This window comes from Alteromonas gilva, from assembly GCF_028595265.1.
Lineage (GTDB): Bacteria > Pseudomonadota > Gammaproteobacteria > Enterobacterales > Alteromonadaceae > Alteromonas > Alteromonas gilva.
The window spans coordinates 24,809-36,946 of sequence record NZ_JAQQXP010000002.1 but is presented as its reverse complement, the minus strand read 5'-3'; the positions used below and the strand labels follow the sequence as shown (position 1 = coordinate 36,946).

The following is a 12,138-nucleotide window of genomic DNA, read 5'->3' as shown; positions in this document are numbered from 1 at the left end:
TAGCGTAATCTGAGATTCTTTGTAATAAAGTTTTCCGGAGAGTAGCTTGCATGACGAATTATTTATCGCGAGCCATACTGATGATTACCACGCTACTTGGCGGTGTTGTTGCCATGGCTGATGAGCAAAAAGATTTAGATTATTACAACAACGTGTTTAGCGCTCCACCGTTGCTACCAGCCAGTAATGAACAACATTATCTGCCTGGCGCACCCATGTTTAGCGAGGCACCTAACCCCAATTATTTAACCGTTGCCAGGAGCGGCACCGCCGCTGGCTGGGAAGAGCGTGTGGCCAGTGACTGGACGTATTTTGATGTACCTGCGTCGCTGGGCAAAATTACCGTGATTGACTTTGCTGCCACGCCCAATGGCACCGGTTACCGCTACCTGGCTAACGCCAACACGCAAAATATACTTTATGAGCCATGGAGCTCTTCCAAGATCATGGCGTTTGCTGCGGCTGTGGCTACGCTCGGCGTTGATGTTACCCCCAATACGTCTGTCGATGATGTAAAGCTGGCAGACTTAATCACCAGCGTGAACAGTTATGCACCGTCGGGTAAGTCAGATGATAACTCCAATGCTATTGCCACCTATTTTGCCAATATTGCCGGGCGCGGGATGTTAACCGGCTTGTTCCATAATAAATGGCTAAAAATGAGCAATCCGGACATTCGTTTTCGCGGTGCCTACGGGCCGACTGCGTTTAAGCCGAGCTCTAATACATGGCATTTTGACGAACACAGCACGCTCACCGTTGAACCCTATGCTGAGGCTCCCGACGATCCCTTTTACCAGGCCTACCGCTGTGATGAGTGCGGCCTGACCGGCAACAAACCTATGACCACGCTGGCCCAGGCTGAGTTTTTAAAGCGCCTGGTGACTCACACCAGTGAACCCCAAACCCGTTTACCCGGTTTTAATGCGTCGCATTTATCGATGTTGTTATACGGTGCCGGGCACAGCAACTCGGTGGTAAATGCCGGCGGCATGCAAGCCGGTATTGGCGTACTACTGGCCCGGGCGATTGCGCGGGCGCTGGCACCGGCGTCTGATGCGCCGGCCAATGAAGTGCTCGACGCGCACACCAGCGGCCGCTGGCGTATTTTTCAGAAAATTGGCGCTGGCCCCAGTGAAACCCGCGAACAGAGTGAAACCGTATTATTAGCCCATGTGATATTGCCGTTAAACAGCGGTGTAACACGTGAATTCACCCTTGCCATGCAAACCGAGGTGAAAGGCAACAGCGAGCCGGGCGTTGGCCGCGCCGCGCAAAAAATGCAGCAGGTACTGAATATCAGCATGTCGCAGTTACTGTCATCCAAGTAGGGTAGTAATACGTAAAAGTAATGGTTAACGCACGAGACTGAACAAAAAGTCCCGTTTTTGTGGCATTTTATGACGACAAGACTAATCAATTAGTCTCAAATAGTTGTCGCCGCTGGATTAACCATTATAATCATGCGGATTATTTAATTTTCAGACCAAATTGCCTGGAGACGATTGTGAAATTAAAAACGTGGTTAGGTATGGGCGCTGTAGTACTGGCAGTATTTGCGGTAAACGCTCAGGAAATGTCAGATGAGGCGATCAAAGAACGTATTAAACCGGTTGGCTCTGTGCATGTAGCAGGCGCTGCAGCAGCTGCGCCAGCGGGTGCGATGTCGGGCGAAGATGTTTACAACAAGGCATGCGTAGCGTGTCACGCTGCCGGTGTACTGGGTGCCCCTAAATTAAACAATGCTGCCGACTGGGAGCCACGTTTAGAAAAAGGTTTTGATGCAGTACTGGCCAACGCCATTAACGGCTTCAACGCAATGCCAGCACGTGGTACCTGTGCCAGCTGTAGCGATGACGATATTAAAGCTGCAATTGAGTATATGACCGCAGAACTCTAATTAATGCGCGATAATCGCGGATTAACGGGTTTACGTTAATACATGCATTCGGAGGCCAGTTACTGGCCTCATTGCGTGCCCCTATACGCATACATAGTAGTCAAAATTCTGGCAAATTCCTCCCCAATAGGGTAGGTTAACCGCTTCAAATGAGTAGATTTTCGGCTGCAACCTTTTTATGTCAACTGAGTCAACCAAATATGAGTTGTCAGAAGCGGAGTTAAGAGAGCTTATACCGCAGCTGCAGCGCTTAACTGATAAATATAAACGCGCTGAACGGGTTCAGAAGGCGTTGTTTAATATATCAGAGCTGGCCAGTTCGGTGAGCAACCTGTCACTACTCTACCCCGCCATTCATGAAATCATTGCTGATTTTATGAGCGCCGAAAACTTTTACGTTGCGTTTTACTCCCCCGATACCAATATGGTCGACATGGCCTATTTTGTTGATGAGTTCGACGAACAGGTGGTTAAGCAGCTCCCGGCAGATCAACTCAAAAAAGGCCTTACCGGATACATACTGGATTCGGGCGAACACGTTTTTTATAAAAGTGACAGCCAGGATGAAACCAGTAACAACCATAAAATAGAGTTTATCGGCAGCCATCCACACGGGCTGCTGGGCGTTCCGCTTAAACGCGGTAGCCAGGTAATTGGCGCCATGGTAGTACAAACCTACGATGAAAAAGTATCGTACAGCCAAGAAGATCTTGAAGTGCTGCTGTTTGTGTCCCAGCATATTGTTACCACCGTAGATAGGGTGAAAAACCGCGAACTCACCGAGCGCACTATTCGTGAACGCACGCGCCAGTTACGCCAAATCAACGACGATCTGCAGGAAGAAATTCTCGAACGACAAAAAGTTGAGGCGCTGCAACAAGCGCTGTTTGAGATATCTGAACTGTCGGCAACCGCGAGCCGCAACATGCGCTCGTTTTATGCCAGCCTGCACGAGATCATTGCGCGGCTGATTAGCGCCCCCAACTGCTATATTGCCACGCTCGATAACAGCGGCCAGTTTCTTAACTTTCCGTATTTTAGCGACCGCGAGGATGACGCGCCGGAAACACGCCCTTTAGGCTTTGGTCTGACCGAATTTGTTATTCGCCGTGGCCAGGCAGAGCTGATTGATCCGTCGCGTATTTTAGCGCTTACCGAAGCCGGCGAAATTGATGTTACGGTAGCGCAGAATATTTTACAGCAGGCCAACTCCTGGCTGGGCTCACCGCTCATTATCGACGGCGACGTGTACGGGGTGATTGCCGTGCAAACCTATGGTAAATCGGCCAAGTACACGCCGCGCGATCTGGAGTTAATGCGTTTTGTGTCGCACCATATTGCAGTAGCGCTGGAGCGTAAATTCAGAGCCGAAGCCATCCACAAATACAACGAGCAACTTGAGGAACGGGTTGCCGAGCGTACCGAAGAGCTCAACCGCGCAAATGACGTGCTTCGGCAGCAAATTGAAGAGCGTAAAGACATTGAGCGCAAGCTTATTCACGACGCCCACCACGACGGCCTTACCGATTTGCCTAACCGCTCCATGTTTGCCAGCCGCCTGGAGCTTGCCATTGCCAATAAGCAGCGCCACCCCGAAAACTTATTTGCGGTGCTGTTTATCGATCTCGACAGATTTAAAATTATTAATGACACCCTCGGCCACCATGCCGGCGACGAGTTTTTAATAGAAGTATCAAAACGCATCACCGAATGCATTCGGGGTCACGACTTACTGGCCCGCCACGGCGGCGATGAGTTTGTCTTGTTGTTAGACAACTTTGAGCTGATCTCCGACGTAGAAGAAGTCTCGTCGCGGATTATCGATTCTATTTCTAAGCCGTTTTTCCTCGACGACAAAGAAATGTACTCCGGTGCCAGTATTGGTATTGCTCATGTTGAAAGCTACTATCGCACCGCCGACGAAGTCATCCGCGATGCCGATGCGGCAATGTATCAGGCCAAGTCATTAGGGCGCGGGCGCTATGTAATCTTCGACAAGAGTATGCGTGAGCGCTTATTGGAAGAGCTGGAGCTGGAAAACGAATTTCGTCGTTCGCTGCGCGATCAGGAATTTGAGTGCTACATGCAGCCGGTGTTTAACCTTACCAGTAAGCTGCCGCTGTATCATGAGATTTACGTGCGTTGGGCCCACCCCACGATGGGTAAGGTGTCACGCGAGCAGTTTCGGGAGGTAGCAGAGCAAAGCGGTTTGATTTTAGAGCTGGATATGTACCAGCTTAAAGTGGCCTGCGATATGTTAAAAGAATGGCCCAACGCAGAACTGCCAGGCTACACGCCACGCATTGCAGTCAACGTCTCCATTAACCATTTACTGCAAAGCTCTCTGGTCACCAAGATCCTCGATATTATAAACGAAGCGGGACTGCCGCCCAGTGCTATTGTGTTCGAGTTTGATGAGAACGATCTGAACCGGCGCAGCCAGTATATTTTACCGGCCATTAAAAAGCTTAAACGTGCCGGTGTTACGCTGGTGCTGGATAACTTTGGTAGCGGCCTGGCGTCACTCAGTTACCTGTTTGCCTACCCCTTTGATTACATCAAAATTGACCACCGCTTTATTAAGTCACTGCCCCGTTCATTGCGCAATCTTAAGCTGATCCAGTCGGTTATGCTTATTTCTGACCATCTCAATTTTAAGGTTATTGCCGAAGGGGTTGATTCTTACTCGCAGTTTGAGGCCTTATCTGAAATTAACTGCTCGTTCGGGCAAGGCAAGTACCTCGAAGAATCGCGGTTGTTACCGGTGCACAATACTGTCATCAACTAGTTGGCCCGGGGCAAACGCTCTGCCGCCTGGCCTTACGTCTTACCCAGCATATCGCGCAGGTTAGCAATGCTGGCCTGGCCTTTTTGCTGGCGCTCTTCAGCACTCACTTTACGCTTTTTCTCTTCCCAGGCAACATCATCGGCGGGTAATTCATATAAAAAGCGGCTTGGCTCCGGCTGAATAATCTCGCCATACTGGCGACGCTCTTTGGCCAGGGTAAATATCAGCTCGCGCTGGGCGCGGGTTATGCCAACATAGGCAAGTCGGCGTTCCTCTTCCACGTTGTCTTCGTCGATGCTGCTTTGGTGGGGTAATAAGCCCTCTTCCATGCCCACTAAAAACACCACCGGAAACTCCAGCCCTTTTGAGGCATGCAGGGTCATTAACTGCACCTGATCGGCATCGGCTTCTTCTTCGCCGCGTTCCATCATGTCGCGCAGAATTAACCGGTTAACCACCTCTGGCAGGGTCATGGGGGGGTTCAGCTCATCGCCTTCGAGCATGTCTGTTACCCAGCCAAACAAGGTACTTACATTGGCCATGCCCATTTCAGCGGCTTTGGGGCTGGTGCTGTGCTCGTATAACCACTCTTCGTAACTCATGGCGCGGATCATGTTTCTGAGCACCGCTGCGGTATCACCACGCACGGCTTCATCCGACAACGACACTATCCAGCGGGCAAAGTTATGCACCGCTAAAAAGCCCTTGCCGGTTAATACCGCGTTGAGGTTGTCATGACACGCCGCCTCAAACATCGATACGCCAAGCTGATTAGCAAAGTTACCCAGTTTTTCCAGCGTGGCGCGGCCAATACCCCGGGTGGGTGTATTAATAACCCGTAATAACGCGTTGTCGTCATCCTGATTCACTAGTAAGCGCAGGTACGCCATGATGTCTTTTACTTCGGTACGGCCAAAGAACGACATACCGCCGCTGATCTTATAGGGGATGCGGTTACTCATTAAGAGCTTTTCGAACAGCCGGCTCTGGTGATTACCGCGATACAAAATCGCGTAATCCTTAAACTTGGTGCGCTGAGTAAACTTATGTGCCAGCAGTTCGGCTACCACCCGCTCCGCTTCATGTTCTTCGTTTTTAGCCATGAGAACCCGTAACGGTTCGCCGTAGGCCAGTTGCGAAAACAGCGTTTTGTCGAACATATGCGGGTTGTTTTGGATCAGAATGTTAGCGCAGTGCAGAATACGCCCCGAAGAACGGTAATTCTGCTCCAGCTTCACGACTTTAAGGCGCGGGAAATCCTGCTGCAGCAGGGTGAGGTTCTGCGGGCGCGCACCACGCCAGGAATATATCGACTGATCGTCGTCGCCCACCACCGTAAAGCGTGCCCGCTCACCCACCAACAGCCTCACCAGTTCATACTGACTGGTGTTGGTATCCTGATACTCATCCACCAGCAGGTAGCGAATTTTGTTTTGCCATTTACTGCGGGCTTTTTCGTCGGCTTTAAGCAGCAACGTAGGGAGCATGATCAGATCGTCAAAATCGAGGGCGTTATAAGCCCGCAAATGGTTTTGATACTGACGGTAATACTCGGCAAACTCCTGCTCGCCCTGACTGGTGGCTTTTTTGAGCAGCAGTTCCGGCGTAAGAAGGTCGTTTTTCCAGTTGGAAATACAGCTTTGCAGTAAACGCAGCTGGTCTTTGTCGCCATCCAGGGTGTCACGGGTTAAGTCGTTGAGTAGCGCTATACTGTCTTTGTCGTCAAACAGCGAAAAGCCCGCTTTAATACCCAGTGCTTTTACCTCAGACTTAATAATATTAAGCCCAAGTGTATGAAACGTTGATACTTTAAGACCGCGCGCTTCTGCCTTGCCGAGGGTTTGTGCTACCCGCTCTTTCATTTCCCGCGCGGCTTTGTTGGTAAAGGTTACCGCAGCAATATAGCGGGCCGGCATATCGCACTCGCGTACCATGTAGGCAATTTTATTGGTGATAACACGGGTCTTGCCACTGCCAGCACCCGCCAGCACCAGGCAAGGCCCCGATACGTAGGTGACGGCAGATTGTTGGGCTGGATTTAACTTCATGGAATAAGGATCTCAAAACCGGTGGCATGGGTATTAACGTAGCGTGTGCTATTGTAATCGACACGCCGCCATAATCCGAGTAATGATTGTGTTGCATCACCGAAGAATAGATTTAGAATAAATGCGCTAATACATACCTCACCACAGGAAATGCCATGTTTGATCCGAAAAAAATTGAAGATATCGCACGCCAAATTGCCGACTCTGTGCCGCCGGGCGTAAAAAACATGGCCGGCGAAGCCGAGGGCAGAATAAAACAGGTGCTGCAATCGCAGCTGTCAAAGCTGGATTTGGTTACCCGTGAGGAATTCGATATTCAAACCCAGGTACTTATTAAAACCCGCGAAAAGCTAGAAGCTATGGAAAGTCGCGTAGCGGCGCTGGAAGCACAACAAAATGCACCGCAGGAAACAGACAAGTAGCCTAGGGCTAGCGCCTTCAGACAATCACCAGGTCAATAAATAACCCTATGGCAATGACCATCCCGACATAGTGATTGTCGAGAAAGGCTTTAAAGCACGCATCGCGGTCGCGGTGACGGATATTAACGTGTTGGTGGCCAAACAGCAGCACCGCCGCCACTAAGCCAAGATACGCAAACAAGCCCTGCTCAGTGAGCAAAAACACCGCCACCAGCAAGCCAAGGGTAATGAGCTGAAGCACGCCAACAATCAGTTTATCCTGCCGGCCAAACAGTATGGCAGTGGATTTTATGCCTACCACCAGATCGTCGTCGCGGTCGACCATGGCATACAGGGTATCGTAGGCGATGGTCCACAATAAATTAGCCACAAAGAGTAACCAGCCCCACTGCGGAATGTCCCCGCGCACCGCCATTATCGCCATCGGAATCGCCCAACCATAAGCGGCGCCTAAAACGGCCTGAGGCAAATGGGTGTAGCGCTTCATAAACGGGTATACCGATGCCAGCAGCAGCGCCACGCCCGACAACAATATGGTCGCTAGGTTAAGCTGTATCACAATAATAAATGCAATGAGTATCAGCACACCGAACAACTGCAAGGCTTCGCGGGCGGTTACATGGCCGGCGACCAGCGGCCGGCTGTTAGTGCGCTTTACCGCGCCATCAACGTGGCGATCGGCATAATCGTTTATTACGCATCCCGCGGAGCGCATCACAACCACGCCCAGTACAAACAATATGAGCTCTTTAACCGGCGGCATGCCCTCTGCAGCCAGCATCAGCGCCCACAGGGTTGGCCAGAGCAACAAATAAATGCCAATCGGCCTGTCGAGCCGCATGAGTCTGGCATAATGGGGAATATTGTGTGGTGACAGCGCCATAGATTTCCGCAGGTACAAACTAAACGCGGCAAGTTTAGCATTGGCCCGCGCCATTCCACAATACAGCCGAAAATCACAGGCCCCTGTTCGGCATACGCCAAACAGTTATCAGGAATGTTTAATCTAAATTGAGTTGTGCGCTATACTCGTGTTAACTAAAATTGAGCGTAATTGTATTACTGGGTCTGTTTAATGAAGCATTTACTTTTGTTGGCATTGTTGCTGGGCGCATCCTTTTGCCCTTCTTCAGCTACAGCACAAGAACAAACGTCGTATGCTTATATCGGCATAGAACCTGAGATTGTCACCAACTACCTGGGCCAGAGTGCTACACGCCTGGGGTATGTCAGGGTCATGGTTGAACTCATGGTAGAAGATGTCGACCAGCTCGAACTGGTTGAACACCACATGCCCCTGCTACGCTCAACGGCAATTGAAATATTTGGTCAGCAACCCGAGGAAAAGGTGAAGTCACTGACCGGCCGTGAAGACATTCGCCGCGCTATTTTGGCCGCCCTGCAGGATCACATGCAAAAAGAGACCGGCGCCAAGGTGATTAAAAACGTGATCTTCACCAAATATCTGCACAACGCCTAACCGGGCTTTTTACCAGCGCCTAAGGTAAGTAAGCCGGCAATAACGCAGCCGGTGATCAGCCCCGCAGTATGGGCGGCATTGGCCATATTCACCCATAACACATCGGTAAAGCCCAGCACCAGCCACACCAGCATAAAGCCAACAATAGCGTTGGGCAGATAGAGCCCCCATTGAGGACGCAGCCAACCGGTGATCCATACAAAGCCAACCAAACCGTAAACCACGCCGGATAAGCCACCAAAATTAGGGCCTGCCACCAGCAGTTGGGCTACATTACTCACCACCGCAGTAATCGCGAACAAAATCAACAAAAAGCTCGTGCCCAGTTGCCGCTCTACCTGAGAGCCGAGCATCCCCCACCACAGCAAATTAAACACAAAGTGCAGCAAACTAAAGTGTATCAGTGCGGGCCCCAGCAATCGCCACCACTGATGATTTTGCAGTAAATTATCCAGCGGCATAATCATCAGTACTGAGGCAATGGGCTCAAACCAGAAGAACATTGCTGCAAAAATGAGGGTACACAGAATAAGTATAAGGCCAGCAAAGGGTGCGCGCCGCAACGCAATGAGCCAGCGTTTTACACTGTTACCACCGCCACTTGATACAAAGGGTATGTTGGTACGGTCGGAATGTTGCCAGGCGGCCTGCTGGTATTTTGGATCGTTAGGCGCATCAACAAATGCCTGGCAAATCGCCAGTGCTTCGTCGTATTTCGACTCGTCATTAAGCAACACAATGTACTGCTCCTCGTCGGGAACAGGGTTTATAGTCACATCGATACGCTGCGACTTGAGGTAGCTGGCCAGTGAGTCGGCGTAGCGCAGCTCACTAATGGCAATAAGCGGTGTGGCCACTATTTATTGGCCACTGACTACCGGTTGGCCAACCCGCCAGCCCTCAAAACCGCCATCCATGCTGTACACGGTTTCAAAGCCCTGCTCAGTTAAAAACTGCGCAGCCTGCTGACTACTCACGCCGTGATAACACACCACAACCACCGGCTGCTCTTTAGGGGTTGCCTGTAGAAACTCACCGAGATTATCGTTGGAGAGATTCACGGCGCCTTCGATGTGAGCGGCGCTGAATGAGCCGCTGTCGCGGATATCAGCAATCACCAACTCACTTTGTTGAGAAGCGACATCGGCGATAGAAATATGTTGGAACGGTTGCATAAAACAATTACTGCCAGTTGAGAATAACTTTACCTGATTTGCCCGATCCCATTACGTCAAAGCCCTGCTGAAAATCTTCTATCGCAAACTCGTGTGTAATGATGGGCGAGATGTCCAGGCCGCTTTGTATCAGACTCGCCATTTTGTACCAGGTTTCAAACATTTCGCGGCCGTAGATCCCTTTGATGACCAGCCCTTTAAAAATCACCTGATTCCAGTCGATAGCGACATCCTGCGGCGGTATGCCCAGCATGGCTACTTTACCGCCGTTGTTCATGTTATTGAGCATATCGCGAAACGCCGTTGGCACTCCAGACATTTCTAGGCCAATATCGAAGCCTTCGGTCATGCCCAATGAGCGCATAACGTCTTTAAGCGACTCATTTGCCACGTTAACCGCCCGAGACACGCCCATTTTTTCGGCCAACGCTAAACGGTAAGGGTTAACGTCGGTAATAACAACGTGTCTGGCCCCCACGTGGCGGGCCACGGCCGCTGCCATAATACCAATCGGGCCGGCACCGGTAATCAGCACATCCTCGCCAACCAGATCAAAAGACAGTGCGGTGTGCACGGCGTTGCCGAATGGGTCGAACACGGCGGCTAACTCATCGGAGATATTGGCCGGTATTTTAAAGGCGTTAAATGCCGGGATCACCAGATACTCGGCGAACGCGCCAGCACGATTAACCCCTACCCCTTCGGTATTACGGCACAGGTGACGGCGTCCGGCACGGCAGTTACGGCAGTGTCCGCAAGTAATATGGCCTTCCCCGGATACCCGGTCGCCCACAGCAAAACCCTGGACTTCCTGGCCCATATCAACCACTTCGCCCACATATTCGTGGCCCACTACCATGGGTACAGGTATGGTTTGTTGCGCCCACTCATCCCACTGATAAATATGCATATCGGTGCCGCAAATCGCGGTTTTACGAATTTTAATCAGGAGGTCGTTGTGCCCCATCACCGGCTTGTCGGTGTCTGTCAGCCAGATGCCCGGTTCACGATGCTGTTTTACCAATGACTTCATGCAATCACTCCCAGTTCACGCCCAACTTCGATGAACGCATCCACAGCTTTATCAACGTGCTCAATAGTATGGCCTGCCGACATCTGGGTACGGATACGGGCCTGACCCTTGGGTACCACGGGGTAGGAAAAACCAATCACGTAAATGCCTTTTTGCAGCAGTTTATCGGCCATGTCATTGGCCAGTTTGGCATCGCCAAGCATAACCGGGATGATGGCGTGATCTTTACCCGCCAGCGTAAAGCCCGCATCGCTCATACGTTGACGAAAGTGCGCCGCGTTGCGCCACAGCTGAGCGCGTAAGTCGTGGCCATCGGCCATCATATCGAACACTTTGAGCGACGCCGCGACAATAGGCGGAGCCACCGAATTAGAAAATAAATAAGGCCGCGAACGCTGACGCAACCATTCCACCGCGGCTTTACTGCCCGACGTATAACCGCCGGAAGCGCCGCCCAGGGCCTTGCCGAGGGTACCGGTAATAAGGTCTACACGGCCAAGTACATCACAATACTCGTGGCTACCGCGCCCCTCCTCGCCTAAAAAGCCGGTGGCGTGGCAGTCATCCACCATCACCATGGCATCGTACTTGTCAGCGAGGTCGCACACGCCTTTCAGGTTGGCAATAATGCCATCCATCGAAAACACGCCATCAGTGGCAATAATGATAAAGCGCGCGCCGTCTTCCCGGGCCTGCTTTAACTGTTCTTCAAGTGCTGCCATGTCGTTGTTGGCGTAACGGTAGCGCTTAGCTTTACTCAGGCGCACTCCGTCAATAATACTGGCGTGGTTGAGCGCATCCGACACAATGGCGTCTTCCGGGCCTAACAGGGTTTCAAATAACCCGCCGTTGGCGTCAAAGCAGGAGGGATACAAAATAGTATCCTCGGTACCGAGGAAAGCACTGATTTTAGCTTCCAGCGCTTTGTGTATATCCTGAGTACCACAGATAAAACGTACCGACGCCATGCCAAAGCCGTGGGAGTCGAGGCCTTGCTTGGCAGCGTCAATGAGATCCGGGTGATTGGCCAGACCCAGATAGTTATTGGCGCAAAAATTAATGACCTGCTCACCACTTTCAGTGGCAATATCGGCCTGCTGCTGAGTCGTAATAACCCGCTCAACCTTGTACAGCCCGTCTTCACGTGTGGCTTTAAGTTGCTGTTCAAGGTGAGAAATAAAAGATGCTGACATACTAGCGCTCCTGGCCTTTTTAAAGTGCTGTATTGTACCTAACCGGACGGTCTTATACCTATGAGTTTACTGGGTTAAATACGTTTCGGCCAATGCACC

The 12,138-nt window shown here is 51.2% G+C and carries 11 protein-coding genes; 5 read left to right on the top strand and 6 right to left on the bottom strand.

Annotated features, from left to right (window positions below):
- Window positions 1–50 precede the first annotated feature (50 nt).
- From OIK42_RS13930 to OIK42_RS13920, 3 genes are all read left to right on the top strand, one after another.
- Window positions 51–1,331, top strand: a complete 1,281-nt coding sequence (locus OIK42_RS13930; RefSeq protein WP_273641634.1) for a hypothetical protein — start codon at window positions 51–53, stop codon at window positions 1,329–1,331.
- 176 nt (window positions 1,332–1,507) lie between these two features.
- Window positions 1,508–1,900 (top strand): c-type cytochrome, encoded by a 393-nt coding sequence (locus tag OIK42_RS13925; protein ID WP_273641633.1) that lies wholly within the window; start codon window positions 1,508–1,510, stop codon window positions 1,898–1,900.
- A 178-nt stretch (window positions 1,901–2,078) separates the two neighbouring features.
- Window positions 2,079–4,688, top strand: a complete 2,610-nt coding sequence (locus tag OIK42_RS13920; RefSeq protein WP_273641632.1) for an EAL domain-containing protein — start codon at window positions 2,079–2,081, stop codon at window positions 4,686–4,688.
- Between the two features lie 32 nt (window positions 4,689–4,720).
- On the opposite strand, the gene rep is transcribed toward OIK42_RS13920, so the two are convergent.
- Window positions 4,721–6,736 (bottom strand): DNA helicase Rep, encoded by a 2,016-nt coding sequence (gene rep / locus OIK42_RS13915; protein ID WP_273641631.1) that lies wholly within the window; start codon window positions 6,734–6,736, stop codon window positions 4,721–4,723.
- Between the two features lie 155 nt (window positions 6,737–6,891).
- Between rep and ubiK the strand changes: the two genes are divergently transcribed.
- Window positions 6,892–7,158, top strand: coding sequence for a ubiquinone biosynthesis accessory factor UbiK (gene ubiK / locus OIK42_RS13910; protein ID WP_273641630.1), 267 nt, complete (start codon window positions 6,892–6,894; stop codon window positions 7,156–7,158).
- A 16-nt stretch (window positions 7,159–7,174) separates the two neighbouring features.
- On the opposite strand, the gene ubiA is transcribed toward ubiK, so the two are convergent.
- Window positions 7,175–8,041 carry a 4-hydroxybenzoate octaprenyltransferase gene (gene ubiA / locus OIK42_RS13905; protein WP_273641629.1) on the bottom strand — a complete coding sequence of 289 codons (867 nt, stop codon included), beginning with the start codon at window positions 8,039–8,041 and terminating at the stop codon, window positions 7,175–7,177.
- Between the two features lie 192 nt (window positions 8,042–8,233).
- Between ubiA and OIK42_RS13900 the strand changes: the two genes are divergently transcribed.
- Window positions 8,234–8,638, top strand: coding sequence for a flagellar basal body-associated protein FliL (locus OIK42_RS13900; RefSeq protein WP_273641628.1), 405 nt, complete (start codon window positions 8,234–8,236; stop codon window positions 8,636–8,638).
- Here the strand turns inward: OIK42_RS13900 and glpG are convergent.
- From glpG to kbl, 4 genes are read right to left on the bottom strand one after another with little or no spacing between them, the layout of a single operon-like run.
- A complete protein-coding gene (gene glpG, locus OIK42_RS13895; protein WP_273641627.1) occupies window positions 8,635–9,495 on the bottom strand; it encodes a rhomboid family intramembrane serine protease GlpG in 861 nt (286 codons plus the stop codon). The two genes, OIK42_RS13900 and glpG, sit on opposite strands and share 4 nt — an antisense overlap.
- A 3-nt stretch (window positions 9,496–9,498) precedes the next feature.
- A complete protein-coding gene (gene glpE / locus OIK42_RS13890) occupies window positions 9,499–9,813 on the bottom strand; it encodes a thiosulfate sulfurtransferase GlpE (protein ID WP_273641626.1) in 315 nt (104 codons plus the stop codon).
- Window positions 9,814–9,820: 7 nt separating this feature from the next.
- Entirely contained in the window at window positions 9,821–10,846 is a 1,026-nt protein-coding gene (tdh, locus tag OIK42_RS13885) for an L-threonine 3-dehydrogenase (protein ID WP_273641625.1), read from the bottom strand.
- Window positions 10,843–12,039 carry a glycine C-acetyltransferase gene (gene kbl, locus OIK42_RS13880; protein ID WP_273641624.1) on the bottom strand — a complete coding sequence of 399 codons (1,197 nt, stop codon included), beginning with the start codon at window positions 12,037–12,039 and terminating at the stop codon, window positions 10,843–10,845. The genes tdh and kbl overlap by 4 nt, the downstream gene beginning before the upstream one ends.
- Window positions 12,040–12,138: the final 99 nt, after the last annotated feature.

Bases quoted from the DNA above. Each gene is read 5' to 3' on its own strand.
- OIK42_RS13930 (WP_273641634.1), top strand. From the start codon at position 51: ATGACGAATTATTTATCGCGAGCCATACTGATGATTACCACGCTACTT.
- OIK42_RS13920 (WP_273641632.1), top strand. From the start codon at position 2,079: ATGTCAACTGAGTCAACCAAATATGAGTTGTCAGAAGCGGAGTTAAGA.
- rep (WP_273641631.1), bottom strand. From the start codon at position 6,736: ATGAAGTTAAATCCAGCCCAACAATCTGCCGTCACCTACGTATCGGGG.
- ubiK (WP_273641630.1), top strand. From the start codon at position 6,892: ATGTTTGATCCGAAAAAAATTGAAGATATCGCACGCCAAATTGCCGAC.
- ubiA (WP_273641629.1), bottom strand. From the start codon at position 8,041: ATGGCGCTGTCACCACACAATATTCCCCATTATGCCAGACTCATGCGG.
- OIK42_RS13900 (WP_273641628.1), top strand. From the start codon at position 8,234: ATGAAGCATTTACTTTTGTTGGCATTGTTGCTGGGCGCATCCTTTTGC.
- glpE (WP_273641626.1), bottom strand. From the start codon at position 9,813: ATGCAACCGTTCCAACATATTTCTATCGCCGATGTCGCTTCTCAACAA.
- tdh (WP_273641625.1), bottom strand. From the start codon at position 10,846: ATGAAGTCATTGGTAAAACAGCATCGTGAACCGGGCATCTGGCTGACA.
- kbl (WP_273641624.1), bottom strand. From the start codon at position 12,039: ATGTCAGCATCTTTTATTTCTCACCTTGAACAGCAACTTAAAGCCACA.